General features: G+C 74.8%; 25 protein-coding genes. 8 read left to right on the top strand and 17 right to left on the bottom strand.

Features of this window, described 5'->3' with window-relative positions; translation table 11 throughout:
- Window positions 1-394: 394 nt before the first annotated feature.
- Complete coding sequence (locus tag MY526_RS20505) at window positions 395-1153, bottom strand: ABC transporter permease (protein WP_436704948.1); 759 nt, start codon at window positions 1151-1153, stop codon at window positions 395-397.
- Complete coding sequence (locus MY526_RS20500) at window positions 1150-2208, bottom strand: ATP-binding cassette domain-containing protein (RefSeq protein ID WP_436704947.1); 1059 nt, start codon at window positions 2206-2208, stop codon at window positions 1150-1152. Before MY526_RS20500 ends, MY526_RS20505 begins: the two co-directional genes overlap by 4 nt.
- 206 nt (window positions 2209-2414) lie before the next feature.
- Between MY526_RS20500 and MY526_RS20495 the strand changes: the two genes are divergently transcribed.
- Window positions 2415-2765 (top strand): hypothetical protein, encoded by a 351-nt coding sequence (locus MY526_RS20495; protein WP_436693623.1) that lies wholly within the window; start codon window positions 2415-2417, stop codon window positions 2763-2765.
- A gap of 7 nt (window positions 2766-2772) precedes the next feature.
- On the opposite strand, the gene MY526_RS20490 is transcribed toward MY526_RS20495, so the two are convergent.
- The 6 genes from MY526_RS20490 to MY526_RS20465 all read right to left on the bottom strand — a co-directional run bounded on the left by MY526_RS20490 (window position 2773) and on the right by MY526_RS20465 (window position 10316).
- Window positions 2773-3576, bottom strand: a complete 804-nt coding sequence (locus tag MY526_RS20490; RefSeq protein ID WP_436693625.1) for a hypothetical protein — start codon at window positions 3574-3576, stop codon at window positions 2773-2775.
- Window position 3577: 1 nt separating this feature from the next.
- The gene (locus tag MY526_RS20485) at window positions 3578-4009 is read right to left on the bottom strand and encodes an S-adenosylmethionine decarboxylase (protein ID WP_436704946.1); all 432 of its coding nucleotides are present in this window, start codon (window positions 4007-4009) and stop codon (window positions 3578-3580) included.
- 128 nt (window positions 4010-4137) lie between these two features.
- Entirely contained in the window at window positions 4138-6459 is a 2322-nt protein-coding gene (locus tag MY526_RS20480; protein WP_436704945.1) for a putative bifunctional diguanylate cyclase/phosphodiesterase, read from the bottom strand.
- Window positions 6460-6545: 86 nt separating this feature from the next.
- Window positions 6546-7427 (bottom strand): alpha/beta fold hydrolase, encoded by an 882-nt coding sequence (locus MY526_RS20475; RefSeq protein WP_436704944.1) that lies wholly within the window; start codon window positions 7425-7427, stop codon window positions 6546-6548.
- A 195-nt stretch (window positions 7428-7622) separates the two neighbouring features.
- The gene (locus MY526_RS20470) at window positions 7623-8594 is read right to left on the bottom strand and encodes a sigma-70 family RNA polymerase sigma factor (RefSeq protein WP_436693632.1); all 972 of its coding nucleotides are present in this window, start codon (window positions 8592-8594) and stop codon (window positions 7623-7625) included.
- 72 nt (window positions 8595-8666) lie between these two features.
- Window positions 8667-10316 carry a hypothetical protein gene (locus tag MY526_RS20465; RefSeq protein ID WP_436704943.1) on the bottom strand — a complete coding sequence of 550 codons (1650 nt, stop codon included), beginning with the start codon at window positions 10314-10316 and terminating at the stop codon, window positions 8667-8669.
- Window positions 10317-10535: 219 nt separating this feature from the next.
- Between MY526_RS20465 and MY526_RS20460 the strand changes: the two genes are divergently transcribed.
- Entirely contained in the window at window positions 10536-11843 is a 1308-nt protein-coding gene (locus MY526_RS20460) for a sensor histidine kinase (protein ID WP_436704942.1), read from the top strand.
- The gene (locus MY526_RS20455) at window positions 11831-12475 is read left to right on the top strand and encodes a response regulator (protein ID WP_436693637.1); all 645 of its coding nucleotides are present in this window, start codon (window positions 11831-11833) and stop codon (window positions 12473-12475) included. Before MY526_RS20460 ends, MY526_RS20455 begins: the two co-directional genes overlap by 13 nt.
- 33 nt (window positions 12476-12508) lie before the next feature.
- On the opposite strand, the gene MY526_RS20450 is transcribed toward MY526_RS20455, so the two are convergent.
- A complete protein-coding gene (locus MY526_RS20450; protein ID WP_436693638.1) occupies window positions 12509-12874 on the bottom strand; it encodes an MmcQ/YjbR family DNA-binding protein in 366 nt (121 codons plus the stop codon).
- Window positions 12875-12951: 77 nt separating this feature from the next.
- Between MY526_RS20450 and MY526_RS20445 the strand changes: the two genes are divergently transcribed.
- On the top strand, window positions 12952-14193 hold the full coding sequence (locus MY526_RS20445) for a GNAT family N-acetyltransferase (protein ID WP_436704941.1): 1242 nt from the start codon (window positions 12952-12954) through the stop codon (window positions 14191-14193).
- Window positions 14194-14227: 34 nt separating this feature from the next.
- Here MY526_RS20445 and argG read toward each other — a convergent pair whose 3' ends face one another.
- A complete protein-coding gene (gene argG, locus MY526_RS20440) occupies window positions 14228-15676 on the bottom strand; it encodes an argininosuccinate synthase (protein ID WP_436693641.1) in 1449 nt (482 codons plus the stop codon).
- A 50-nt stretch (window positions 15677-15726) separates the two neighbouring features.
- On the bottom strand, window positions 15727-16218 hold the full coding sequence (locus MY526_RS20435) for a ribose-5-phosphate isomerase (RefSeq protein ID WP_436693643.1): 492 nt from the start codon (window positions 16216-16218) through the stop codon (window positions 15727-15729).
- 26 nt (window positions 16219-16244) lie between these two features.
- Between MY526_RS20435 and MY526_RS20430 the strand changes: the two genes are divergently transcribed.
- The gene (locus tag MY526_RS20430) at window positions 16245-16916 is read left to right on the top strand and encodes a DUF429 domain-containing protein (protein WP_436704940.1); all 672 of its coding nucleotides are present in this window, start codon (window positions 16245-16247) and stop codon (window positions 16914-16916) included.
- Window positions 16913-17707 (top strand): MBL fold metallo-hydrolase, encoded by a 795-nt coding sequence (locus MY526_RS20425; protein WP_436693647.1) that lies wholly within the window; start codon window positions 16913-16915, stop codon window positions 17705-17707. The genes MY526_RS20430 and MY526_RS20425 overlap by 4 nt, the downstream gene beginning before the upstream one ends.
- Before the next feature lie 62 nt (window positions 17708-17769).
- On the opposite strand, the gene MY526_RS20420 is transcribed toward MY526_RS20425, so the two are convergent.
- On the bottom strand, window positions 17770-18525 hold the full coding sequence (locus MY526_RS20420; protein WP_436704939.1) for an SDR family oxidoreductase: 756 nt from the start codon (window positions 18523-18525) through the stop codon (window positions 17770-17772).
- Between the two features lie 64 nt (window positions 18526-18589).
- Window positions 18590-19255 carry a mycothiol-dependent nitroreductase Rv2466c family protein gene (locus MY526_RS20415; protein ID WP_436693651.1) on the bottom strand — a complete coding sequence of 222 codons (666 nt, stop codon included), beginning with the start codon at window positions 19253-19255 and terminating at the stop codon, window positions 18590-18592.
- Between the two features lie 133 nt (window positions 19256-19388).
- On the opposite strand from MY526_RS20415, the gene pepN reads away from it, so the two are divergent.
- Complete coding sequence (pepN, locus tag MY526_RS20410; protein WP_436693652.1) at window positions 19389-21941, top strand: aminopeptidase N; 2553 nt, start codon at window positions 19389-19391, stop codon at window positions 21939-21941.
- Window positions 21942-22049: 108 nt separating this feature from the next.
- On the opposite strand, the gene MY526_RS20405 is transcribed toward pepN, so the two are convergent.
- From MY526_RS20405 to MY526_RS20395, 3 genes are read right to left on the bottom strand one after another with little or no spacing between them, the layout of a single operon-like run.
- The gene (locus MY526_RS20405) at window positions 22050-22502 is read right to left on the bottom strand and encodes a DUF5130 family protein (RefSeq protein WP_436693701.1); all 453 of its coding nucleotides are present in this window, start codon (window positions 22500-22502) and stop codon (window positions 22050-22052) included.
- Window positions 22503-22559: 57 nt separating this feature from the next.
- Window positions 22560-22820, bottom strand: coding sequence for an aa3-type cytochrome oxidase subunit CtaJ (ctaJ, locus tag MY526_RS20400; protein ID WP_436693654.1), 261 nt, complete (start codon window positions 22818-22820; stop codon window positions 22560-22562).
- A 38-nt stretch (window positions 22821-22858) separates the two neighbouring features.
- Window positions 22859-24292, bottom strand: coding sequence for an amidase (locus MY526_RS20395; protein ID WP_436704938.1), 1434 nt, complete (start codon window positions 24290-24292; stop codon window positions 22859-22861).
- Between the two features lie 33 nt (window positions 24293-24325).
- Here MY526_RS20395 and kynU point away from each other — a divergent pair, with 33 nt between their 5' ends.
- Window positions 24326-25576: a kynureninase gene (gene kynU, locus MY526_RS20390; RefSeq protein ID WP_436704937.1), complete on the top strand. Its 1251-nt coding sequence runs from the start codon at window positions 24326-24328 to the stop codon at window positions 25574-25576.
- 72 nt (window positions 25577-25648) lie between these two features.
- Here the strand turns inward: kynU and MY526_RS20385 are convergent, their stop codons facing one another.
- A complete protein-coding gene (locus MY526_RS20385) occupies window positions 25649-26500 on the bottom strand; it encodes an SCO6745 family protein (protein WP_436693661.1) in 852 nt (283 codons plus the stop codon).
- Window positions 26501-26502 lie beyond the last annotated feature (2 nt).

Below are 26502 nucleotides of genomic sequence, written 5' to 3'. Positions count from 1 at the left end.
CTCTCCGAGCCATGAGGGCTCAGCTTCGGAGTCACGCACTTACACAGCAGACCTGACACGCCCGAGGGACAGGATCCGGACCCGGGGAGAACCGATTCCCGACTTCCTACTCAGCCCATTCGGGCGTGGCAATACCGGAACCTGCGAAATACCAAGATCCTTGTCCGCGGACGAAGCCACGACCGGCGCGGATCACGTGCCTGGGCAGCACGAATGGCGACTCGCCACGTTCGCGACGGTGCCGTCGGGACGGCCCATTCGCGATCAAGCCGTCCCTTTCCCTTTGTGTCCCGCAGCGACGCGGACGTCGGCATCGCGTGGGACCGCCGTGGACCAGTTGCTAGCACCCGGCCGTCACGGCGGCGTCACCGCAACCCAGGCGTCCGGAGCAACGTCAGGCGTTCTCCCGGCGGAACGTGGCGGTGCCCCACCAGACCGCGGCGGCGAACAGCGCCAACGCCCACAGGGTGCCCCACAGCAGTCCGGACGAGGTGAAGTCGCCGAGGAAGGAGCTCCGGACGGCGTCGACCACGTGCCGGATCGGCATTAAGCCGCTGGCCTGCTCCAGCCACACCGGACCGATCGTCATCGGCAGCAGGATCCCCGACAGCAGCAGCACCGGCATCATCACCATGTTGATCACCGGCGCCATGACCTCCTCGCTCTTGGTGGTCAGCGCCAGCGCGTTGGACGCCGCGGCGCAGGCGCCACCGATGAGCAGGGTGAGCAGGGTGCCCAGGACGATGCCCTGGATCGGCGCGTCCATCCCCAGCGCGTAGCCCAGGGCGATGAGGATCAGCGCCTGGACGAGCAGCTGCAGCAGGTCGCGGCCCAGCCGCCCGACCAGCAGCGCCGTCCGGCTGGCCGGGGTGACGCGTTCGGCCTCGATGACGCCCTCGCGCCACTCCCCGATGAGGCTGAACCCGGCGAAGAAGGCGCCGAAGATGCCGAGCTGCACGAGCATCCCGGGCACGAAGAAGGTGTAGGCGTTCGTCGCGCCGAACCGTTCGACCAGCGGCGTCAGCAGCGGACCGAACAGCAGCAGGTACAGCACCGGCTGGATCGCCCCGATGATCACCCAGGCCGGGTTGCGCAGGTTCATCCGGAGCTGGCGCCGGAAGACGATGCGGGACTCGCGCAGGAAGGTCGTCACCGCTGGGCTCCTTCGGCGGCGGCGGGCACGGTCTCGGTGCCGTCCGCGGGCGCCCCGCCGGCGTCTGCTGTGGCGGCGGTGGCTGCGGCCTCGGCGTCGCGCAGGGACCGTCCGGTCAGCGCCAGGAACACGTCGTCCAGGGTCGGCCGGTGCACCTCGATCGAGTCCAGCTCGATCGCGGAGTGGTCCAGCTCGCGCAGCAGCCCCGGCACCATGCGCCCGGCGCGGCGCACCCGCCCGCGGATGTGCCGGTCGTCCACCTCGACGTCGGCGTGCCCGTCGGTGAGGGCGGCGAGCTTGCGGACCGCCTCCGGCACGTCGGCCCGGTCCACCACCTCCAGGTCGACCAGGTCGCCGGCGACCTGTGCCTTGAGGTCGTCGGCGGTGTCGGCGGCGACGATCCGGCCACGGTCGATGATCAGGATCCGGTCGGCCAGCGCGTCGGCCTCGTCCAGGTAGTGGGTGGTGAGGAACACCGTCGCACCGCGCCGGTGCCGCAGGTCGCGGATGTGCTCCCACAGGTTCGCCCGCGCCTGGGGGTCCAGGCCGGTGGTCGGCTCGTCGAGGAACATCAGCGTCGGCTCGTGGATCAGCCCCATGACGATGTCCAGCCGGCGCTTCTGGCCGCCGGACATGTTCTTCGGCATCCGGGTCCACAGCCCCTCCAGGTGCAGCTGCTGGAACAGCTGCCGGGCCCGCTCCTCGACCACCGCCCGGGGCAACCCGTAGAGCATCCCGTGGTCCACGACCTCATCGCCGGCGCGAGCGCCGCTGAACGCCCCGCCGGCCTGTGAGACGTAGCCGATGCTGCGGCGGACCTGCACCGACTCCGTGACGACGTCGAAGCCGGCCACCGTCGCGGTGCCGGCGGTGGGCCTCAGCAGCGTCGTCAGCATCCGCAGCGTGGTGGTCTTGCCGGCCCCGTTGGGCCCGAGGAACGCGACGATCTCCCCCTCGGCGACGTCGAGGTCGACGCCGTCGACGGCCCGGACCTCGGTCCTGACCCGGCCCTGACGAGTCGTGAAGGTCTGCACCAGACCCCGTGCACGGATCACGCGCTGCCCCTCCCCTGCCCGTCGACCGCGGCACCGGTCGCGGCTCGAACCGGATCCATGCTCGGCCCCCGTCGGAAAACGGGTCAACGGCATTCCACGCATGCAGACCCCGGCGCCGGCCGGAAGTCATCGGGCCGCAGCCCGGTCCCCAGATACGGCGCCCCACGGGTGTTCCGCCCGCGCTCCGGACCGCCGATACCGAAGGCATGCGCACCAGCCACGTCGCCACCGCCCTCGCTGCCTTCACCGCCGGACTCACCGCTGCCGCGGCCCTGCGCCGGCGGGCTGACCGTCGCCGCGCCGCGACCCCGCTCCCCGTCACCGAGGGGACCGTCACCCCGCGGACCGTCACCGCCGAGGCCGTCGCCGCTCCGGCGGTGCCGACCCGTGACGCCGTCGTCCTGCCCTTCCTCCGGCTGGCCGCGCCCGCGCCGGTCGCCCCGGCGGCCGCCCCGGCTCGCTGCGGGGACACCGGCGGCCGGACCAAGGCCGGCGCGCCGTGCGCGGCCCGGGCCTCGTCCGGCGGCCGGTGCCACCACCACCCGCTGGCGGCCTGAGCCCTGACTAGGCCCCGGAGGTCGGCGCCCCGGCGACGACCTCCGGGCGCCGGTGGGTCGGCGGCCGCCAGCCGGTCGTGTCCCGCCGTGCCATGACCGGCCCGGTGGGCGCGACGGTCTCCCGCACCGGGGCGCCGCGGCCGGGGCGCAGGTCGGCCGGGTCCACGGCGATCGACGTGAAGACGCCGTCGACGACGCCGGGCGCCAGCTCGGGCCGGACCGCGCGGATGTTCGGCCCGATGGAGTCGACGAGGCAGACGCACGGCGTGCTGGCCGGCGAGCCCAGGTAGAAGCGGGACGAGGCGCCGGCCATCGGGGCCCACGGCACACCCATCACGCGCAGCAGCCGCAGGACGCGGTCGTCGAGGATGGTGACCAGGCCCTCGGCGCCGCAGAGCTGCGAGTGGCGCAGCAGGCCGTGGCAGAGCGCGAGGGTGACCTCGGCGCCGGCCGCGCCGCTGCGGAACCGCCGGTCCACGGCCAGGCTCGCCACGTCCCAGACCGGTCGCCCGGCCAGGCCCGCCGTCCGGAGGCTGTCCGGCACGTCGAGGTGCCAGGGCTCGCCCGCGACGTCGGTCAGCGTCTTCACCTCGCCGGTGGCGTCCGGGACGATGAGCCGGGCAGCACCCAGAGCCATCCCGTCCGCGTCGTCGAGCACCACGAGGAAGCGGGACCGGTCGCGGTAGGCGCCGTACTCCTGCTCCATGACCTCCGGCGTGTTGCCGAACGCCTGCAGGAAGACCCGGGCCTCGACGTCCCGCGCGGCGGCCCGCTCGGCCGGGGAGTCCGCGACCAGCAGCCGGAGGGCCATCTCAGAAGGACTTCGCGACGATGGTGCCCGCGGACAGGAACTCGCGGGTGAAGGACACGGCGGTCTCCACGTCGAACGCCTTGCAGGTGTAGATGTCGACCGAGAAGAACAGCCGCGGCTGCTCCCACGCGTAGAAGTGGGCGCCCGACGTCTCCCAGTGGATCCAGCCGGCCCAGCCGTACAGGTCGGAGCGGTGCGTCACCGGCTCGAGCAGCTGCACCATCTCGACCTCGCGGGACAGCGCGGAGAGGTAGTGCCGGATCTGGCTGTCCGTGACGGGACGGGCCGGGACGCCCTCGATGACCAGCCGCTGACGGTGGATCTCGGGCGCGAGGTCGCGCCAGTCGTCGGGCCCACCGCGGTGGGACGGGCGGTCGGCGCCCCGGACGAGGCGCGGACGCAGGAGTTCGGTGGCTGGTGAGGACGGCGTCATGACCTCAGCGTGCATGGACGACCGCGGAGAGCACGGGAGTGACGCGCGTGTCGCGTGGTGGAGATGTGACGAACGCCGGCCCGCGCTGTGGCACGACCGGCGCTCCTGCGCGGCCGTCGGCCGGCGCCTCAGTTCGCGGTGGCACCCCGGCTGAGCTGCGGAACCAGCGCCTCGTCGACGAGGCCGGAGTCGGCGGCCACCAGCCAGGCGAGGAAGTCGTCGACCGGCATGGGGTGAGCGATCGCATATCCCTGGGCGACGTCGCAGCCGAGCCGGGCGAGCACGACGCTCGTCGCGAGCGTCTCCACCCCCTCCGCCACCAGGCTCAGCCCGAGGTCGTGGGCGAGGGCGACGGTGTGCTGCACGATCGCCGCGGCGCGCGGGTCGCGGTCGACGTCGGCGGTGAGACTCCGGTCGAGCTTGAGCTCGTCGGCGGGCAGGTGCCGCACGTAGGCCAGCGAGCTGTACCCGGTGCCGAAGTCGTCGATCGACGTCCGGACGCCGAGCCGGCGCAGGTCGGCCAGGACGGCGCGGCCCCGCTCGGGATCGGCCATGAGGGTGTCCTCGACCAGCTCCAAGGTCAGCGCCTGCGCCGGCAGGTCGTGCCTGCGCAGCGCGGCGGCGACCTTGTCGGGCAGGTCGAGGTCGGTGACGTTGGCCGCGGAGAGGTTCACCGAGACGGGCACCTCGTGCTCGCGCCACCAGCGGCGGGTCGCCGCGAGGGCCAGCTCGAGCACCGTGTCGGTCAGCGGCCGCAGCAGCCCGGCCTGCTCCGCCGCGGGCAGCAGCTCGGCGGGCGAGAGCAGTCCGCGGGTGGGGTGGTGCCAGCGGACCAGCGCCTCGGCGCCCACGACCCCGCCGTCGCGCAGGTCCACCTGCGGCTGCAGGAAGACCACCAGCTCGTCACCGGTCAGGGCGGTCCGCAGCTCCTCCATGGTGCGCAGCCGGTCGCCGCCGCCCGTCCCCGTCACGGGGTCGGGGACGTAGACGTGCACGCCCTCGCGGGCGCTCTTCGCGGTGTACATCGCGATGTCGGCGCAGTGCAGCAGTTCCTGCACGCTGGCCGCAGGGGCGGGGGTGGTCGCGACGCCGATGCTGACGCCGACGTGCAGCCGGACCCCCTCCACCGTGAACGGCTGCAGCAGCAGCTGACGCAGCCGCTCCGCGAGCAGCCGGGCGGCGTCGGCGTCGGTCGCGGGCAGCAGGACGGCGAACTCGTCGCCACCGAGTCGGGCGAGGACGTCGTCGGCGCGCAGGGCGAGGCGCAGGCGGGGACCCACCTGGCGCAGCAGGTCGTCGCCGGCTCCGTGCCCGAGGCTGTCGTTGACCTCCTTGAACCCGTCGAGGTCGAGCAGCAGCAGGGCCGCGGGCCGAGCGGGCGTGGCCGTGGCGACGAACCGCTTCGCCCGCTCGAGCAGCGCGCGGCGGTTGGCCAGGCCGGTGAGCTCGTCGGTCCGGGCCTCCTGCTTGATCTGGTGGTAGCCGCGGACCTCGCGGAAGGTCACCGCGATGCGGGCGATGCCGGCCAGCACGCAGGCGACGGCCAGCCAGGCGGAGACGGCGGGCATCGGATGGGTCCAGCCGGAGCTGAGGACGAACAGGCTGGCCACGATGCAGGCGAGCGGCACGGCCAGCAGCCGCCACCCGATGCGGGAGCGGCCGCCCGCGTCGACCGGCGGCGGGCGGTGACGCGCACCGGTCGCGGCCGTCGCGGCCAGGACGATGCAGGCCAGCCAGCCGAGCTCCAGCGGGCCGCCGTCGACGTACCGGTCCTGGACCTTGAGCACGAACAGGATGAAGTCCGAGGCGCACATGAAGCACAGCCCCAGGGCCACCGTGAGCAGCGTGCGGTCGAGCCGCACCCCGAGGATGGAGCCGACCGCGACGAGGACGGCGATGAGCACCACGCTCGTCATCGGGCCCACCATCTCGATGGCGGCCACCGCCTCCCGGCCGGGGCCGGGGTAGAGGTAGGGACCGAGCACGAACGCCACACCGGCGGACAGGGTGCCGAGGGCGCTGATGACGCCGTCCAGCCACATGCTGGGGTGGAAGCGGGGCACCCGGGCCCGGATCAGCCCGACGACGTGCACGTAGAGGGTCAGGTAACCGAGGAGCGAGATCGCGTCGGCCAGCGGGGAGGACGGTCCGTTGCCCTCGACCCCGGCGGCGAGCACGCGCAGGGCGTTGCCGACCGCGCTCAGCGCCAGGGCGACGCCGAGACCCATCCAGGCGACGCGCTCGATCCGCACCCGGACCCCCGCGGCGAAGCACGCTCCGGCGGCGGCCAGGTAGGGCAGGTTGAACAGGACGACGTCGTACGCCCGGTCCCACGCGACGCCGTCGGGCCGGTCTCCGACCCCGGTGGCGAACAGCAGCGCGAGGCCGATCGTCAGACACAGGGCAGGGGCGGGCCGACGCGCGGCCGGCGGTTGCCCGTGCTCTCTCATGCTTCCGGGATCGGCCACACACCACTCCGACCGAACCCGAACCGCGCCCGTCCCCCCTGAACGGGTGAGACCAGGGTGGGGAGGATTCAGCCGGTCGGCCCGGGCCCGGGGTCGGGCTCGGGCTCGGGCTCGGGCTCGGGCTCGTCGAGGAACGCGGTGAGCACGGCGCACAGCCAGTCCCAGCGGTCGAGCAGGCCGCGGCCCTCCGGCATGTAGTGCGTGGTGCCGGGGACCACCGCCAGCCGGGCGCGGGACAGGCCGGCCAGATCGCCCATGGCGCCGCCACCGCGCAGCCGGTAGAGCTCGACGGCGTGCTCGAGGCGGATCGCGTCGGCGTCCCCGACCACGATCATCGTCGGCGCGGGGATCGCCCGGATCGCCTCGGGTGGCCAGGAGAACGGCGTCATGTCCAGCGTCTTGAGCTTGTCGACCAGGATCGGGAAGCGGTCGGGGTCCGGCGCGATCTCCCGGTAGCCCGCCTCGATCGGTGTCCCGGCGAACACCTCCGGGCTGATGCTCGGGATCATGTCGAGGAGCTCGCGCTGCATCCCGTCGCTGGTGTAGGACGCCGACATCACCACCAGCCGGCGGACCACCTCCGGGGAACGGACGCCGAGCTGCAGCGCCACTCCCCCGCCCATGCTGTAGCCGACGACGTCGGCCGGCGCGAGGCCCAGGTGGCCGAGCAGCGCGGCCGCGTCGTCGGCGAGCCCCTCGTAGGTGATGGGGCGGTCGGCGTCCGTCGTCCGCCCGTGGCCCTGCAGGTCGCAGACGACGACCTGCCGGGTCTCGGCGAGAGCGGGCAGCAGTGGTCCGAACGTGCCCGTCGACATGTAGGCGCCGTGCAGGAGGAGCACCGGGACGGCATCGGGACCGGCCGCCTCGCCGTGGATCTCGTAGTACATCTCCAGCCCGTTGAGCGGGGCGTACCCGGTCGTCGGGGCGGTACCGGTCGCGGGAGGGATCACGTCGGCCTCCGATCCTCGTCGGGCACGGCGATCGTGCCGCGCCCGGCTGCGGCGGGGGAAGACCGGAACCCCGTCACCGCGGCGCGCGCCGGACTCAGCCGCCGTCGGTGCCCGGCCCGGTGGCGCTCGTCGTGCGCGCCGACGGTGACGTCCGCCTGCGGCATCAGCACCCTGTCCTCTCCGCTGCCGGACCGGTCAGTCCAGCAGGGCGGGCAGGCCCAGCCGCTCGAACAGCCCCGTCTCGAGGTCGAGGAAGCTCGAGATGTGCGCGATCCGCCCCGCCCGCACCTCGAGCACGTGCAGAGCCCACGGCTCGCGACCACCTCCCTCGCGGAGCCGGTACTGGGCGAAGGCGGGCAGGCCGTTGGCGTGCGTCGGCAGCACCCGGGAACCGCGGCACTTCGAGCCGGGGCCGAGCATCCAGGTGCCGATGTCGCCCGCCCCGCGCAGCCACATCTCGAACGGCGGCATGTGCTGCGTGGCGTCCTCGTGCAGCAGCTTGACGAACGCGTCGATGTCGTAGCGCTCGAAGGCGTCGACGTAGCGGTCGAGCAGGTCGCGGGCGTCGTCGTCCAGCGGCCGGGGGTCCAGCTCGCCGCCGACGGCGGCGAGCGTGGCCCGGGCGCGCTGCAACGCGCTGTTGACCGAGGCGACGGTCGTGTCGAGCAGCTGCGCCACCTCGTCGGCCTTCCAGCGGAGGACGTCGCGCAGCAGCAGGACCGCCCGCTGCCGCGGCGGCAGGTGCTGCAGGGCCGCGACGAAGGCCAGCCGGATCGACTCCCGCTGCACCGCCTGCTCGGCGGGGTCGGCGTTCTCGGGGACGACCTGCCGGTCGAGGATGGGCTCGACCCACGCCGTGCCCGGCCGCCGTGAGGAGAGCGAGGCCTCGACCGGCTGCCACGGCGAGCCGGAGAGGTCCATCGGCAGGGCCCGGCGCTGCCGCCCGGACAGCTGGTCGAGGCAGACGTTGGTGGCGATCCGGTACAGCCACGAGCGCAGCGCCGATCGGCCCTCGAAGTCGGCCAGCCCGCGCCAGGCCCGGACCATCGTCTCCTGCACCGCGTCGTCGGCGTCGAACGCCGACCCGAGCATGCGGTAGCAGTAGCCGGTCAGCTCACGCCGGTGCTCCAGCAGGCGGGGATCGAGCTCTGCGCTGACGGCTGTCACGGTGGGGCCTCCTCGTCTCGACGGCCGCGCCAGCTCACCACAGGGGACCGACACAACGGGAGGGGTCGCGCCCTACTGGTAGCTGATCAGCTGCGGACGCGGGCTGACCTGCACGATCGTCTCCTCCGGGGTGAGCATCGGGGCGTCCTCGTCGTAGAAGTTCTTCCACCCCCACCAGACCGCGTCCGGTGTCGTCTGGCGCAGCGTCCGCCAGGTCGCCTGCTTGTCGCCCTGCCCGCCCTGCCCGTCCGCGTGCACCATCACCGCCAGCTCGTCGCGGGAGGTGTCCAGCCGTTCGCGCTCGGGGATCATCCGCACCTGGAACTGGTGCAGCACCAGCAGCTTCTGCGGCAGCTCGTTGGCGCGGGTCAGGTCGGCCAGCCAGGCGACGACCTGGTTGACCTCGTCGATCGAGACCGACCCGATCTGACTGAGGTGCACCTGGCCGGACGCCAGCCGCCACTCCGGGTCCAGCGCCAGGCCGACGTGCGGCAGCTCCAGCAGCGAGCGGTACTGCTCGGCCTGCGCGACGAAGTCGGTGCGCCCGGGCTGCAGGTCGATGACGACGTAGATCCCGGCCTCCCCCGCCGCCTCGACCCACGGGCGCAGCTGCTCGGCGGGGACCTCGGTGGAGTAGTTGCCGTCGGGCCCGGCGAACTCCGAGGCCACCGTGGCGATGATCTCGAACGCCGGGACGACGGTCGCGTCGGTCACCAGCGGCTCGTACGGCGCCGCGTGCGCGCGGGCCCGCTCGACCGACGCCGCCGCGTCCTGCTCGCCGAGGACGCCGAGGGCGCCGCTGCCCGGGTGCCCGTAGAGGGCGACGAGGAAGTGCCCCGGGAAGAGCAGCTGGCCACCGCCGGGCAGCTGCCGGCCGGTGGCCGCGGTGGCCAGCTTCCACTCCAGCCCGTCCACCCCGGTGTACTCCGGGCCGAGCGTGACGACGGCGTCCGGCGGCTCCTCGCCGAGCAGGCCGACCAGGTCCGCGTCACCGCGCGGGTCGGGGGTGGCGGTGACGTGCACCCGCGCCCCCGCGGCCCGGGCCGTCGCGATGCCGGCGAGGGTGGCCGCGCCGCCGGTGGCCACCACCAGGGTCCCGTCGAGCGGCTCGGCGCGCTCCACCTCGGGCAGCTGCTCGACGTCACCGGCCGGCGGCGCGTCGTCCCCGCTCAGCAGCGCGACCGGCTGCTCCGGGTCCAGCTCCGCCACGGCGGCGGGCCCGCCGCCGTCCTCCACCTGCCGGGTCTCGCCGAGGTCCAGGCCGGTGGCCGCCGCGACCGCCTCGGCCGCGGCGGGCACCGCGACCACCGCGGCCGAGGCGGTGGCGCCGGATGCCGCGGTGCCCTCGGCCTCCCCGACCGCGAGGACGGTCGTCGTCCCCAGCCGCTCCAGCTCGGCGGCCAGCGCATCGGCGTCGCCGCCCCCCGCCGGCTCCAGCAGCAACGGGACCCCGAGGCCGGCCGCGGCCGACGCGCCCAGCAGGGTGCCGGCGGTGTCCCCGTCGCGGGCGACGACGGCGACCTCGGCGGTGTCGAACAGCGCCCGGCTGGTCGAGGCGGCCGCCGCAACCGGGTCCTCGTCGGCCACGAGGGTGAGCCGGGCGTCGGGCACCGAGGTGACCGCCCCCGCCGACCCGCGCGTGGCCTCCTCGTCGGTGATCGAGGCGCACCCACCGGCCAGCAGGACCACCACCAGGGCGAACGGCACCGTCGGAGCGCGCACGGCTCCCCTCCCCCGCCGGGCACGCTGTCGCGCGGTCCGCGACGACGTCGGCGGGCCCGGTCCCCGGGACCCTAACGGGCGGGGTGCTGGACACCGGCCCCGCTGCGCCGGGAGCATCCGGGCCGAGATGAGCACCGCACGCTTGTCGGGCCAGCCCGACACCCGATCGACCGGCTGGCGGGATGGGGTCCGACCCCGCCCCCGGCCAGGCTCGACGGCATGACCGACATCGCCGTCCTGCCGACCGTGACCACGCCCCCGCCGCCGCCCGCCGGACCCCGGCGGGCGCTGCTCCGGCAGCTGGGCGTGGACACCGCCTACTCCTTCGTCTCCTTCCCGGTCGCCATCGCCGCCTTCGTGCTCGTGGTCACCGGCCTCGCGGTCGGGGCCGGGCTCCTGGTGATCTGGGTCGGCGTCGCCGTCCTCGCCGCCACGCTGCTGGCCGCCCGCGGGCCGGCCGCGGTGGAGCGGAGCTGGCTGCCCCTGGTCCTCGGCCGGCCGGTGCCGCACCCGGCCTACGCCCGCGCCGACGGCGGCCGGCTGCGCCGGCTCACCACGCCGCTGCGCGACCCGCAGTGCTGGCTCGACGCGCTGCACGCCGTGCTCCGGTTCCCGTTCGCGATCCTGTCCTTCGTCGTCGCGGTGACCTTCTGGGCCGGCGCGCTGGGTGGGCTCACCTACGGGCTGTGGGACTGGGCGCTGCCGGACGGCCGGGACAACGAGGACCTGCTCGAGCTGATGGGCTTCGACACGGGGACGGGCGCGCGGATCGCCTTCTCCACCCTCATCGGGCTGGTCTTCGCGGTGCTGCTGCCCTTCGCCGTCCGCGGGACGGCGCTGCTGCAGGCCCAGCTGGGCCGGGCGCTGCTCACCTCACGGGCCGCCACGCAGGCCGAGTTCGGGCGGCTCGCGCAGGGCCGCGACGCCGCGGTCGCGGCCGAGGCGGTGGCGCTCCGGCGGCTGGAGCGCGACATCCACGACGGCCCGCAGCAGCACCTGGTGCGCCTCGGCATGGACCTCTCCCGCGTGCAGCGGCAGCTCGAGCGCGACCCCGCCGCGGCGCGGGCCACCCTCGGCGAGGCGGCCGGCCTGGCGAAGGAGGCCCTGGAGGAGCTGCGCGCGCTCTCCCGCGGCATCGCCCCGCCGGTGCTCGCCGACCGCGGGCTGGCCGCCGCCCTGGCCGCCGTCGCCGCCCGCTCGCCCGTGCCGGTCGAGCTCTCCGTCGACCTGCCTCAGCCGCGGCTGGCCCCGGCCGTGGAGAACACCGCGTACTTCGTCGTCAGCGAGGCGCTGGCCAACGTGGCCAAGCACAGCGGCGCGACGACCTGCCAGGTGGTGGTCGTGATGGCCGGCCCGGCGCTGCGGGTGGTCGTCGAGGACGACGGCACCGGCGGCGCCGTCCTGGCCCCGGGACACGGCCTGGCCGGACTGGCCGACCGGCTCCTGGCGGTGGACGGCGTCCTCACCGTCGACAGCCCGCGCGGCGGCCCGACCCGGCTCGTGGCGGAGCTGCCGTGCAGGTCGTGATCGCCGACGACTCGGTGCTGCTCCGGGAGGGTCTCGTCCGGCTGCTCGAGGACGAGGGCTGCGAGGTGGTGGCGGCCGTCGGCGACGGCCCGTCGCTGGTCCGGGCGGTGGTCGAGCACCGCCCGGACGTCGCGGTGGTCGACGTCCGGATGCCGCCCACGCACACCGACGAGGGGCTGCGGGCGGCGGTCGAGGCCCGCGCCGCCGCGCCGGGGACGGCGGTGCTCGTGCTCTCCCAGTACGTCGAGGTCGCCTACGCCGACGAGTTGCTGGCCGACGGCCGGGGCGGGGTGGGCTACCTGCTCAAGGACCGGGTCACCGACCTCGACTCGTTCCTCACCGCGCTCACCGACGTCGTGGGCGGCGGCACCGTGCTCGACCCCCAGGTGGTCGCCCAGCTGTTCGCCCGCCGCCGGGGCGACGATCCGGTCCGCCGGCTCACCCCGCGCGAGCGGGAGGTGCTCGGGTTGATCGCCGAGGGGCACTCGAACGGCGCGATCGCACGGCGGCTGGTGGTCACCGAGGGCGCCGTCGAGAAGCACACCCAGCGGATCTTCGCGAAGCTCGGCCTCACCCAGGACGAGGACCAGCACCGCCGCGTGATGGCGACCCTCGCCTACCTGCGCGGCTGAGAGAGGACCCCTGGGGCCCCGCGGGGGCCCGGCTCAGGGCTCACCCGGCGGCGGCCGTCCGGCGGCGTCGTAGGCGGCGCGCAGCCGCGCCGGCGCCCGGAGCCGCCACGCCTCGGTGAGCAGCTCGGCCAGCTCCCCCGGGTCGGCCGCGGCCAGGTCGACCACGACCATCGTGGAGTTCCGGTAGTGGTGCGGCACCGAGAAGACCCCGGGCCGCTCGGCCGCCAGGGCCCGGTTCTCGCCCTCGGCCAGCCGGACCGCCACCCAGCTCTCGTCCGGCGGCATCGACGCGAAGATCTTGTCGCGCACACGCAGGCACGCCATGTCCCAGGCCGGGCGCTCGGTGGTCTCGGGCAGGGCCAGGGCGACGGAGCGGACGTCGGCGGGCGTGGCGGTCACGGGCGGATGCTGGCACCGACCGCTGACACCCGGGAACTGGTTCGCGAACCGTCGGGGCCTGCCGGTAGACAGCTCGGGTGACCGTTCTCGCCGACAGCCTGCGCCCGGTGACCCCCGAGGAGTGGCCGGCCTTCAGCCGGGCCCTGTTCGACGCCTTCGCCGAGGAGGGGCCCAGCTCCTTCGTCGACGCCGTCCCCCCGCACGCCGAGCTGGACCGGTCGCTGGGGCTGTGGGACGGCGACCGCGTGGTCGCGACGGCGGGCATCTACAGCCGGCACCTCACCGTGCCGGGCGCCGTCGTCCCGTGCGCCGGCGTCACCTGGGTGTCGGTCTCCCCCACCCACCGGCGGCGCGGCGTCCTGACGGCGATCATGGGGCGCCAGCTCACCGAGCTGCACGAGCAGCAGCGCGAACCGGTCGCCGCGCTGTGGGCGTCCGAGGGGTCGATCTACGGGCGGTTCGGCTACGCGACCGCCACGTGGAAGGGCAACCTCGGCGGCCGGGTGCGGCGGATGGCCTTCCGGCGCGACGTCGACCTCGGCTCCGGCCGGGTCGACCTGGTGCCCGTCGAGGAGTACCGGGCCGCCGCCGCGGCGCTGCACGACCGGCTGCGCCGGTTCGTCCCGGGCAACCTCGAGCGGGACGGCCGCTGGTGGGACCGCGCGCTGCGCGACGAGGCCGATCAGCGCAACGGGGCCACCGGGCGGCGCCACGCGCTGCACACCGAGCCCGACGGCACCGTGAGCGGGTACGCCGCCTACCGGGTGAAGGGCCACTGGACCGACGACGGCGAGCCGGACGGCACGGTCGTCGTCGAGGAGGTCCGCGCCGGCAGCACCCCCGCCTACGCCGCGCTCTGGCGGTTCCTGCTCTCCATCGACCTGGTGCGCAACCTGCGGGCGTCGACCCTCTCGCCCGACGACCCGCTGCGGCACCTGCTCGCCGACCCGCGCACGCTGCACACCCGGCCGGTCGACGGGCTGTGGGTGCGGCTGGTCGACGTCGGCCGCGCGCTGGCGGCCCGCCGCTATCCCGCGCCGATCGACCTGGTGCTCGAGGTGCGGGACGCCTTCTGCCCGTGGAACGAGGGGCGCTGGTGGCTGAAGGGCCACCCCGCCGGCGCCTTCTGCGCCCCCACCGACGGCGACCCCGACCTGGTGCTGGACGTCGAGTCGCTGGGCGCGGCCTACCTCGGCGGCGTCTCGCTCTCCGACCTGCAGGCGGCCGGCCGGGTCACCGAGGTGAGCCCCGGGGCGGTCATCCACGCGGCGACGGCGTTCCGCTGGCCCGTGACGCCGTGGTGCCCCGACGAGTTCTGAGCCCTCGGCCCGGCGGACGAGCGATGGTCCGCGATCAGTCGGTACCAGACTCCATCGCCGCGCGGTCGAGCAGCTCGTCGTCGGCGGAGACCGCCCCGCGGGAGGCGATCGCCTCGGCGCCGCCGGCGGTCATCGCGCCGATGAGCCCGGTCGCGGCCGCCTGCGCGGCGCCGATCGCGACCGGGTGCGCGCCGCCGACCATGCCGAGCCGGGCGTACTGCTCGAGCTTGGCCCGGGAGTCGGCGATGTCGAGGTTGCGCATCGTCAGCTGGCCGATCCGGTCGACCGGGCCGAACGCGGAGTCCTCGGTCCGCTCCATCGACAGCTTGTCCGGGTGGTAGCTGAAGGCCGGCCCGGAGGTGTCGAGGACCGAGTAGTCCTCGCCGCGCCGCAACCGCAGGGTCACCTCGCCGGTCACCGCCATGCCGACCCAGCGCTGCAGGGACTCTCGCAGCATGAGCGCCTGCGGGTCCAGCCAGCGGCCCTCGTACATCAGCCGGCCGAGTCGCCGTCCCTCGCTGTGGTAGGTGGCGAGGGTGTCCTCGTTGTGGATCGCGTTGACCAGCCGCTCGTAGGCCGCGTGCAGCAGGGCCATCCCCGGCGCCTCGTAGATCCCCCGGCTCTTGGCCTCGATGATGCGGTTCTCGATCTGGTCGGACATCCCCAGGCCGTGCCGCCCGCCGATGGCGTTGGCCTCCAGCACCAGGTCGACGGCGGAGTCGAACTCCTTGCCGTTGATCGTCACCGGGCGGCCCTGCGCGAAGCCGATCGTGACGTCCTCGGCGGGGATCTCCACGGCGGCGTCCCAGAACCGCACGCCCATGATCGGCTCGACGACCTCGACGCCGACGCCGAGGTGCTCGAGCGCCTTGGCCTCGTGCGTCGCGCCCCAGATGTTGGCGTCGGTGGAGTAGGCCTTCTCCGTGCTGTCCCGGTAGGGCAGCCCGTGAGCGAGCAGCCACTCCGACATCTCCTTGCGGCCGCCGAGCTCGGTGACGAAGTCGGCGTCCAGCCACGGCTTGTAGATCCGCAGCGACGGGTTGGCCAGCAGGCCGTACCGGTAGAACCGCTCGATGTCGTTGCCCTTGAAGGTGGAGCCGTCGCCCCAGATCTGGACGCCGTCCTCGAGCATCGCGCGGACCAGCAGCGTGCCGGTGACCGCCCGGCCCAGCGGGGTGGTGTTGAAGTAGCTGCGGCCACCGGAGCGGATGTGGAACGCGCCGCAGGTCAGGGCGGCGAGGCCCTCCTCCACGAGGGCGGCCCGGCAGTCGACCAGCCGGGCGATCTCCGCGCCGTAGGCCGTCGCGCGACCGGGGACCGAGGCGATGTCGGGCTCGTCGTACTGGCCGATGTCCGCGGTGTAGGTGCAGGGCACCGCTCCCTTGTCGCGCATCCACGCGACCGCCACGGAGGTGTCGAGGCCGCCGGAGAAGGCGATCCCGACGCGTTCGCCGACGGGCAGGGAGGTGAGGACCTTGGACACGGGAGAAGTATGCACGCCTATGCATGATCATGCAAAGGCGGGGTCCGAGGTCAGACCGGCTCGTCCCGGGTGGGCAGACCGCCGGCCGGGCGGTGTCGGTTCTGCTCGTAGTCGGCGACCAGGCCGATCCGGCGGGCGTGCCGCTCGTCGCCGCTGAACGGCGTGTCCAGGAACAGCAGCACCAGCTCGGTGGCCTCCTCGACGCTGTGCTGCCGGGCGCCGATGGAGACCACGTTGGCGTCGTTGTGCTGGCGGGCCAGCTCGGCGGTCGACCGGTTCCACACCAGCGCGGCGCGCACCCCGGGGACCTTGTTGGCCGCGATCTGCTCGCCGTTGCCCGACCCGCCGATGACCACGCCGAGGCTCCCCGGCTCGGTGACGGTGCGCTCCCCCACCTCGAAGCAGAACGGCGGGTAGTCGTCCTCGGCGTCGTACTCGTAGGCCCCGCAGTCCACCGGCTCGTGCCCGGCCCCGGTCAGGGCCTCCTTCAGGTGCTCCTTGAACTCGAGCCCGGCATGGTCGGTGCCGACGAAGACGCGCATGCCGGCGAGTCTGTCAGGCTGCCGCGGTGGCGGTGCTCGGGGTCGACGGCTGGCGCGGGCAGTGGGTGGGGGCGCTGCTCGAGGGCCGGGCGGTGACGCTGTCGGTGCTGCCCGACGCCGCTGCGGTCCTCGCGGCGCGCGCGGCCGTCGTGGGCATCGACATGCCGATCGGGCTGTCGGACGACGGCGTCCGCGCCTGCGACGTCGCCGCCCGGAAGGCGCTGCGCGGGCGCGGAGCGGCCGGCTCGGTCTTCCCCGCCCCGGTGCGGGCCGTCCTCCGCGCCCGGGACTATGCCGATGCGCGGCGGATCTCCGTCGAGGCGACGGGCGGCCGGTCCCTGTCGGCGCAGTCGTTCCAGCTCGCCCGCTCGATCGCGGCCCTCGACGACGCGCTGGGCGAGCCCCCCGCCGACCACGTCGTGGAGGTGCACCCCGAGCTGGCCTTCCGCACCCTCGACGACCGGGTGTCCGACCCGAAGTCGAGCGCGCGCGGCCAGGCCCAGCGGATCCGCGCCCTGACGCCGGTCATGGACGTCGTGGACGCGCTCGCCGACGCGCCGGCAGGGGTCCCCGCCGTGGACGCGCTCGACGCCTGCGCCGCGGCGTGGTCGGCCCGGCGGATCGCCGACGGGGTCGCGACGTGCGTCGGGGACGGGTCCCGCGACGCCCGCGACCGGCCGATGCGGATCTGCTGGTGACCTTCACCGAGATCGCCGAGGGGGTCTTCGTCCGGCGGCACGAGTCACTGGACCTCAACTGCGGGCTGGTCGTCGGCGACGGCGCCTGCCTGGTGGTCGACACCCGCTCCGACCTCGGCGAGGCGGCGGACCTGGTGGCCGCCGTCCGCCGGGTGACGCCGGCCCCGTGGACGGTGGTGAACACCCACGCCCACTACGACCACTGCTTCGGCAACGCCGCCTTCCGCCCGGCTCCGGTCTGGGGCACCCGCGGCTGCGCGGCGGACCTGCGCGCCACGGGCGAGGCGCAGCGCGCCGCGCGGGTGGCCGAACTGCTGGCCGCCGGCGACCCGGCCGCCGCCGAGCGGGTCCGGCAGGCACCGCTCGACCCGCCGGACGCCCTCGTCGACGACGTGGCCGTGCTCGACGTGGGCGGCCGCGAGGTCGTGCTGCGCTTCCTCGGCCGCGGGCACACCGGCCACGACCTCGTGGTCGAGGTGGAGACGCCGGGCGACGGGAACGTCGTGTTCGCCGGGGACCTCGTCGAGGAGGGCGCGCCCCCGGCCTTCGAGGACGCCTTCCCCGCGGACTGGCCCGCGACCCTGGGCCGGCTGCACGCGCTGGCCCGCGGGCCCGTGGTGCCCGGTCACGGCGCCGTCGTCGACGCGGCGTTCGTCGGCGCGCAGCGGGCGGAGCTGCTGGCCGTGCTGGCCGCCGTCCGGTCCGGCCGGCTGACCGACGGGCCCTACGACGCGGCCACGATGCGCACGGCCGCCCATCGAATGGGTCATGAACCTGTGCAGGACGAGTAGGACGGCCTCCTTGCAGGGGCCCATCGCGAGCTCGCGAGCGGTGGGGGCAAGGAGGTCCTTCGTCAGGTGAGCCGGCGGACGACCGGCAGCGGCAGCACCCGCAGCAGCGCGGCGACCGGCCGCCACGGCCACTCGGGCACGTACGCGCGGGCCGGCTCCCGCTCGATCGCGGCGGTCAGGGCCGCGACGCCGGTGTCGAGGTCGACGGTGAACGGCCCGCGACGGCTCACGTTGAGGTCGGTGGCGATGTAGCCGGGCAGCACGGTGGTGACCGCGATGCCGGTGCCCAGGACGTCGGCCCGGATGCCCTCGGCCAGCGCGTTGAGCGCCGCCTTGCTCGCGCCGTAGGCCGTCCTCGTGCCGCGCATGCCCCGGATGGACGCGACCGAGGAGACGAGCACCAGGTGCCCGGAGCCCTGCGCCCGGAACAGCTCCATCGCCGCCTCGCACTGGGCGTGCGTGCCGAGCACGTTGGTGAACAGGGTGGCCCGGTTGGCCCAGGGCTTGCCGGTGCCGACCGGGGCGCCCTTGCCGATGCCGGCGTTGGCGATGAACCGGTCGATGCCGCCGAGCTCCCCGGCCAGCTCGGGCACGACCTCCTCCACCGCGGCGGCGTCGTCGACGTCCAGCTCCGCGGTGACCACCCGGATGCCGGGGTGGGCGGCGAGCAGCTGCTCGCGCAGGGCGTCGAGCCGGTCGGTGCGGCGGGCGGCGAGGGCGAGGTCGCGGCCGAGGGCGGCGAAGCGGCGGGCCATGCCCTCGCCGAGGCCGGAGCTCGCGCCGGTGATCAGGATGCGCTGGCGGACGGGGTGCGGCACCCCCTCAGGATGCCGGACGGCGTCGGCGGCGGTTTCCGCGGAAACCGACGCCGACGCCGGGACATCACCGGCGGCCGGTCAGCTCCAGCGCGTCGGCGGGGACGGAGTCCATGTCGGGCCCGGACAGGCGGGTCCGCTTGAGCTCCCAGAAGTCGGGCAGGTTGGCCAGCAGGACGGCGCCGTCGAAGGCCTTGCCGGCGTCCTCCCCGGTGGGGACCTTGCTGATCACCGGGCCGAAGAAGGCCACGCCGTCGATGTGCACGACCGGCGTGCCGACGTCGTCGCCGACCGGGTCCATGCCCTCGTGGTGGCTCTTCTCCAGCGCCTCGTCGTACTCCGTCGAGCCGGCCGCCTCGGCCAGGGACGCCGGCAGGCCGACCCGCTCCAGGGCGGGGCCGATCAGCTCGTCCAGCTCGACGCCCTCGTGGTGCCGCAGGGTACCCATGGCCGTGTAGAGGTCGCCGAGGACCTCGTCGCCGTGCTGCTGCGCCGCGGCGATCGCCACCCGGACCGGGCCGATCGCCTTGGTCATCATCTCCTGGTACTGCTCCGGCAGGTCGCGGCCCCGGTTGAGCACGGCCAGGGACATCACGTGCCAGTGCAGGTCGATGTCGCGGACCTTGGCCGCCTCCAGCACCCAGCGGCTGGTCAGCCACGCCCACGGGCACAGCGGGTCGAACCAGAAGTCCACGCGTGCCTTCACGGGGGCGCTCTGCACTGCCTCGGTCATGGGTCACTCCTCGCTGACGAACGACTGTCCTGCCGTTCCCCAAGCCCTGCGGCGCGATGGTTGTTCCCTCAACCGGACGGCGGTCCGCCGTCGGCTCGCGGAGGCCGTCGGGCCCCCGTGGGAAGCTGCCCGGGTGGCCGTACCCAACCTGACCCGCGATGACGCCGCCGCCCGCGCCCAGCTGCTGGCGGTGCACAGCTACGACGTCCAGTTCGACCTCACCGACGGCGCCGGGCAGCCCGGCGAGCACACGTTCGGGTCCACGACGACGGTGCAGTTCGGCTGCCGGCAGCCGGGCGAGGACACCTTCATCGACCTGGTGGCCGAGCGGGTCCGCTCGGCCACCCTCAACGGCGTCGAGCTCGACGTGGCCACCTACACCGAGGAGGGCGGGCTGCCGCTGCCCGGGCTGGCCGCGGAGAACACCCTGGTCGTCGTCGCCGACTGCCGGTACTCCAACTCAGGCGAGGGGCTGCACCGCTTCGTCGACCCCGAGGACGGCGAGGTCTACCTCTACACGCACTTCGAGCCGGCCGAGGCCAAGCGCGTCTTCGCCTGCTTCGACCAGCCCGACCTCAAGGGCACCTACACCGTGCACGTGACCGCGCCGTCCGGCTGGCAGGTGGTCTCCAACACCGGCGGCCGCACCGTCGAGTCCGGCGCGGGCGGCGCGCAGCTGGTGCACTTCGCGCCCACCAAGCGGCTGTCGACCTACCTGCTGGCCCTGGTCGCGGGCCCGTACGCGGAGGTCACCGACGCGCACGAGGGCATCCGGCTGGGCCTGTACTGCCGCGCCTCGCTGGCGCAGTACCTGGACCCCGAGGAACTGTTCCGGGTCACCAAGCAGGGCTTCGACTTCTACCACCGGGTCTTCGACTACCCGTACCCGTTCGACAAGTACGACCAGCTCTTCGTGCCGGAGTTCAACGCCGGCGCCATGGAGAACGCCGGCGCGGTCACCATCCTCGAGGACTACGTCTTCCGGTCGAAGGCGACCCGGGCCCGGTACGAGCGGCGCGCGGAGACGGTGCTGCACGAGCTGGCCCACATGTGGTTCGGCGACCTGGTGACCATGCGCTGGTGGGACGACCTGTGGCTCAACGAGTCGTTCGCCACCTACATCTCCACCCTGTGCCAGGCCGAGGCCACCGAGTACACGACGGCCTGGACGACGTTCGCCAACAGCGAGAAGGCCTGGGCCTACGCCCAGGACCAGCTGCCCTCCACGCACCCGATCGCCGCCGACATGGTCGACGTCGCCGCGGTCGAGGTGAACTTCGACGGGATCACCTACGCCAAGGGCGCCTCGGTGCTCAAGCAGCTGGTCGCCTACGTCGGGCGCGACGAGTTCCTCCGCGGCGTGCAGCGGTACTTCCGCAAGCACGAGTACGGCAACACCACCCTCGCCGACCTGCTGGGCCCGCTGTCGGAGAGCACCGGCCGGGACCTGTCGGAGTGGTCGCGCCAGTGGCTGGAGACCAGTCAGGTCAACACGCTGCGCCCGGTGGCCACCCTGACCGACGACGGCCGCTACGCCGACTTCGCCATCGAGCAGAGCGCCGTCCCCGAGCACCCGGTGCTGCGCCGCCACCGGCTGGCCGTCGGCCTCTACGACACCGGCCCCGGCGGTCTGACCCGCACCACCCGCGTGGAGCTGGACGTCGACGGCGAGCGGACCGACGTGCCCGAGCTGGTCGGCCACCCGGCCGCCGACCTGGTGCTGGTCAACGACGACGACCTGACCTACGCCAAGCTGCGCCTGGACGAGCGGTCGCTGGCCACGCTCAAGCGGGCCATCGCCACGATCCCCGACTCGCTGCCCCGCGCGCTGTGCTGGGCGGCGGCGTGGGACATGACCCGCGACGCCGAGTGGCCGGCCCGCGACTGGGTGACGCTGGTGCTGGGCGGGGTGGACGCCGAGACCGAGATCAGCGTCGTCCAGTCGCTGCTGCTCCGCGTCCAGACGGCCCTGGCCAGCTACGCCGACCCCCGCTGGGCCGAGTCCGGCTGGCGGGCGCTGGCCGACAAGGCCCTGGGGGCCCTGGAGGCGGCCGAACCGCGCAGCGACAGCCAGCTGCAGTGGTCACGGACGTTCGCCGGCGCCGCCCGCACCGAGGAGCACGCCGCCTTCCTGCGCCGGCTGCTCGACGGCTCGCACGTCGTCGAGGGGCTGCCGGTCGACGCCGACGCCCGCTGGGCCTTCCTGCACGGGCTGGTCGCGATCGGTGCCGCCGGGGACGCCGAGATCGAGGCCGAGGAGACCCGCGACGCGACGGCCACCGGAGCACGGCGGGCGGCGACGGCGCGGGCGCTGCGGCCGACGGCGGAGTCCAAGGAGGAGACCTGGCGGCGGGCCTTCACCGACGACACCATCCCGAACGCCGTGCACGAGGCGATGCTGCAGGGCTTCTGGCACCCGGCCCAGCGGCAGCTGACCGCGGGCTACGTCGACCGGTACTTCGCCGACATCCGCCCGCTCTGGGACCGCCGTCCCGGAGAGATCGCGAAGAACGCGGTGCAGTACCTGTTCCCGCCGGTCGTCGAGCTGCGCACGGTCACCGCGGCCGACGAGTGGCTGGCCGGCGAGGACCACCCCGCGCCGCTGCGCCGGCTGGTCGCCGAGGGCCGGGACGGGATCGCGCGGGCGCTGCGGGCCCGCGAGCGGGACGCCGCCGAGAGCGACTGATGAGGGACCCCCTGCCCCCCGCCACGAGCAAGCTCGCGGCGGGACCCTGCAGGGGGCCGACCAGAGGCTCGCCGCGAGCCTGTGAGCGGTGCGGAGGACGGAGTCCTCTCAGTGCGTGCGCAGGTTCCGCGGGTGGCCGGCCTGGTCCGACAGCTGGCGCAGCCCGTTGACGATGCCGCCGACGAGGTCGCCCGAGGCGAAGGAGTTGGTCATCGACAGCACCGCGAGCGCGCAGGCCCGGTCGGGGAGCCGGCGCGAGGCCGCCGCACCGACGACGACCTCGATGACCCGCTGCCCCGGGGAGACGGCGAGCAGCACCGACTCGGGGAGGTTGCCGCCGGAGCTCTCGAACAGCTCCTCGGCGCGGACGCGGGTCTGCCGCCCCAGGTCACCGATGTAGAGGGTGAACCGCAGCCCGGTCTCCCGTGACGACATGGTCAGCGCGTCGTCGAGGCGGAGCAGCTCGCGGTAGCTGAAGACGTGGTCGTGGTGCAGGTCCTCGTCGATGACGTTGGCCTGCGTATCGACCGTCGCCGTGTCGTGCGACTCGACTTCGAACACGTGGGTCAACGCCGGCCTCCGGAGACGGTCGTGGTGGGGGTGCGGGAGGTCATCGGGTCACCACGTCCCGCGGGCGCCGCCGTAGGGGCGGCCGGAGGCCGACGTCCCGGCGGTCAGGGCGTGCGAGCCGTGTGCGCCGCCGTGCCCGGTGGCCCCGGCGTGCGGCTCGTACCAGATCGGCTCGTGCTCCCAGGCCTGACCGGGCTTGTACCGCATTTTCTTCTGTCCCTTGCCGGGCCGCATGGTCAGCAGCACCAGGAGGAGGACCACGGCCAGCGGGGCCCCCACGTAGACGAGGAGGGTCTCGACGACGGTCACGGGCGACAACCTACCGGCACCCGGTCGGTTCCTCGTGATCAGTCCCACCCGGCGGGGTGGCGGTGCGCCCACGGCCGCGCCGCCTCCAGCTGCGCCGAGAGCCCGATGAGCGTCGCCTCGTCGGCCGGACGGCCCACGAGCATGGTGCCGACGGGCAGCCCGCCCGGGGTCCAGTGCAGCGGGACGCTCACGGCCGGCTGGCCGGTGACGTTGAAGACGGCGGTGAACGCGGCGTAGCGCTTCTGCCGCTCGAAGTCCGCGGCACCGTCGCCGTCGGCGTCGAACCAGCCCAGCGGGCGCGGGGTCATCGTCGTCACCGGGGCCAGCAGGACGTCGTAGGACGCGGTGGCCTGGACGAAGCGACGGGAGAACAGCCGCAGTGCGGTGAGCGCCTCCATCGCCGCCTGCGCCGACAGCGCCAGCCCGCGGGCGCGCAGCTCCCGGGTCAGCGGCCGCAGCTCGCCCACCCGGCCCGGCGGGACCGGCAGCAGCGTCCCCGACAGCGTCCAGACCCGCTCGAACGCGGGGAGCAGGTCCGGCCCGAACAGCCCCGGCGGGAGGTCCTCGACGTCGTGGCCGAGGTCCGCCAGCAGCCGCGAGGCGTCGTCGAAGGCCGCGCGCACCTCCGGCTCCAGCGACACGTCGGGCATCGGGGACTCCAGGTGCCGGCCGATCCGCAGCCGGCCCACCGGCCGGTCGGCGTAGCCGAGGAACGTCTCGCCCGGTGGGGGCGGCGGCACCCACGCCGGATCGCCGGTCACCGGCCCGGCGATCGCGTCGAGCATGGCCGCGGCGTCCCGGACGGTGCGGGCGAGCGGCCCGTTGGTGCCGAGCCCCGTGACGTCCCCGCCCAGCGGCGCGTTGCTGACCCGGCCGCGGCTGGGCTTGATGCCGAACAGGCCGTTGATGCTGGCCGGGATGCGGATGGAGCCGCCGCCGTCGCTGCCCTGGGCGAACGGCAGCATCCCGGCGGCCACCGCCACCGCCGCTCCCCCGCTGGAGCCGCCGGCCAGGCGGGACCGGTCCCACGGGCACCGGGCGGGGCCGGCCAGGGCGTTGTCGGTGTAGCAGGGGAAGCCGAACTCGGGGGTGTTGGTCTTGCCCACGCTGATCGTCCCGGCGGCGGCCAGCTTCTCCACGACGGCGTCGTCGACGGTCGGGACGTTGTCAGCGAAGACCGTGCAGCCGAACGTCGTCCGGACCCCGGCGGTGTTGTTGAGGTCCTTGACCGCCGTCGGGACGCCGAGCAGCGGGGGCAGTTCGCCGCCGCGGGCCACCCGGTGCTCGGCCCGCCGCGCCGCGGCCAGCGCCCGGTCGGGGGTGACGGTGAGGAAGGCCCCGAGCCCCGGGTCCAGCGCCTCGATGCGGCGCAGCGCGTGCTCGACGAGCTCCAGGGGGCTCACCTCCCGCGCGCGGACGGCGGCCGCCTGCTCGAGCGCGGTGAGGTCGTGCAGCTGGGTTCCCGGCGTCACGACCGGGCACGCTAGACCCGGTAGACAGGACCGGTGGACCTCACCCGCGCGCACGCCGAGTCCCTCGACGCCGCCGACCCGCTGGCCGGCTTCCGCCACCGGTTCGCCGGCGACGACGACCTGCTCTACCTCGACGGCAACTCGCTCGGCCGGATGCCGCGGGAGACCCCGGCCGCGCTCGCCCGCGTGGTCGAGCAGGAGTGGGCGCGCGGGCTGGTCGGCTCGTGGTCCTCGTGGATCGGCGCGGCCACCCGGATCGGCGACCTGCTCGCCGAGGGCGTGCTGGGCGCGCGGCCGGGCGAGGTGCTGGTCAGCGATTCCACGTCGGTCGACCTGTACAAGCTGCTGGTCGCCGCCGCCGACGCCCGCCCCGGCCGCGACGTGCTGGTGTGCTGCGCCGACGACTTCCCCACCGACCGCTACGTCGTCGCCGGGGTGGCGCAGGCCCGCGGGATGACCGTGCGGGAGGTGCCCGCCGACGTCGACGAGGGGCTGGACCCGGCGGTGCTCGCCGCGGCCCTCGACGAGCGGGTGGCCGTCGTCGTCCTCTCCGCCGTCGCCTACCGCTCCGGGGCCCTCGCCGACGTCGCGGCGATCACCCGGACCGCGCGCGAGGCGGGCGCGCTCGTGCTGTGGGACCTCTCCCACGCCGCCGGCGCGGTGCCGGTCGACCTCACCGCGAACGGCGCCGACCTCGCCGTCGGCTGCACCTACAAGTACCTCAACGGCGGCCCCGGCTCGCCCGCCTTCCTCTACGTGCGCCGCGAGCTGCAGGACCGGCTGCGGCAGCCCATCTGGGGCTGGTTCGGGCAGCGCGACCAGTTCGCGATGGGCCCGGCCTACGACCCGGTGCCCGGGATCGAGCGGTTCGGCGTCGGGACCCCGCCGGTGGTGGCCATGACCGCGGTGGAGGTCGGCGCCCGCCTGGTGGCCGAGGCGGGCATCGGCGCGCTGGCGGCCAAGGGGCGGGCGCTCGGCGAGCTGACCGTCGCCCTCGCCGACGCCTGGCTGACCGGGTGCGGGGTGACGCTGGCCTCGCCACGCGACCCGGCGCGGCGGGGGTCGCACGTCACCCTCGCCCACCCGCAGGCGTGGCAGCTGACCCAGGCGCTGGTCGACCGCGGTGTGGTGCCGGACTTCCGGACGCCGGACCGCGTCCGGCTGGGCCCGGCGCCGCTCTACACCCGCTTCGTCGACGTGTGGGACGCCATGGACCGCGTCCACGAGGTGCTGGCGACCGGCGCCCACGAGACCTACCCGACCGAGCGCAGCCGCGTCACCTGAGGTGACCGAGGCATAGGAAGCAACACCCGCGTCCACGGGCGGGATACGCGGGTATAGCTTCCTATGCCTCCCTCAGGCGGGGTCGGGGACGCCGATCGGGTTGCGGTCGGGCCACAGCCCCGCGGCCAGGACGGCGCGGCGCACCGGCCCCAGGAGCTCGGCCAGCCGGTCGCAGCGCACGTCGCCCAGCTCCCGCCACGGCCCCAACGCCAGCCGGTCGGTGTCGGCCTCGACCGCGGCCACGATCGCCGCACCGTCGGCGGTGAGCTCCTCCCCGGCCAGCCAGCCGCGCCCGGTGAGCTCGTCGGCGGCGGCCTCCCACGCGGCGTCGTCCCACCCGCGGGCGCGCATCAGCCACTCCCGCTCGGTGCGGCCCGCGGCAGCGGCCAGCACGTGCGCGCCCACCCCCGAGATCCCGCGCTGCAGCAGCGCCGCGTTGTGCCCGTCACCGCGGTGCTCGCGCAGCGTGGTGAGCGCCTGCCACAGGGCCAGGTGCGGCTCGCCGGGGACCGGCAGCCCGGCGTTGGCCGCGGCCAGCGGCCGGCCCGGGACGTCGACCGCCGCGGCGGCGACCGCGGCCAGCTGCGCGGTCTCGGCCGCCGGCCAGTCATATCCCAGCACCCGGCGGACGGCGGCGTCGACGCCGGCCAGGCGGGCCGACAGCGCCGCCGCGGGGGTCACCGCCTCCCACACGGCCGGCACCCGACGGGCCACGAACGCCGGCGCGAAGTTGTAGAAGATCGCCGTCACCACGTCCGCACTCACCGGACCGAGCGGCGCCGCGCGCATCGCGAAGTAGGTGGACCAGAAGCCGTCCAGGCCGGCCGCCTCGGCGGCGGTGCGGCACTCGTCCGCGAAGTAGGTCAGGCCGTGGAAGGGCTCGCCCAGGGCCCACAGCCGCCGGGCGGTCGCGGGCGACGTCACGC

Source organism: Geodermatophilus sp. CPCC 205761 (assembly GCF_051383655.1).
Lineage (GTDB): Bacteria > Actinomycetota > Actinomycetes > Mycobacteriales > Geodermatophilaceae > Geodermatophilus.
The sequence above is the reverse complement of the archived record's forward strand: the minus strand, read 5'-3'. Positions and strand labels throughout refer to the sequence as shown.

Coding starts and splice junctions, on each gene's coding strand:
- MY526_RS20480 (WP_436704945.1), bottom strand. CDS start 6,459: ATGAGAGAGCACGGGCAACCGCCGGCCGCGCGTCGGCCCGCCCCTGCC.
- MY526_RS20495 (WP_436693623.1), top strand. CDS start 2,415: ATGCGCACCAGCCACGTCGCCACCGCCCTCGCTGCCTTCACCGCCGGA.
- MY526_RS20460 (WP_436704942.1), top strand. CDS start 10,536: ATGACCGACATCGCCGTCCTGCCGACCGTGACCACGCCCCCGCCGCCG.
- MY526_RS20490 (WP_436693625.1), bottom strand. CDS start 3,576: ATGGCCCTCCGGCTGCTGGTCGCGGACTCCCCGGCCGAGCGGGCCGCC.
- MY526_RS20415 (WP_436693651.1), bottom strand. CDS start 19,255: ATGACCGAGGCAGTGCAGAGCGCCCCCGTGAAGGCACGCGTGGACTTC.
- MY526_RS20435 (WP_436693643.1), bottom strand. CDS start 16,218: ATGCGCGTCTTCGTCGGCACCGACCATGCCGGGCTCGAGTTCAAGGAG.
- MY526_RS20485 (WP_436704946.1), bottom strand. CDS start 4,009: ATGACGCCGTCCTCACCAGCCACCGAACTCCTGCGTCCGCGCCTCGTC.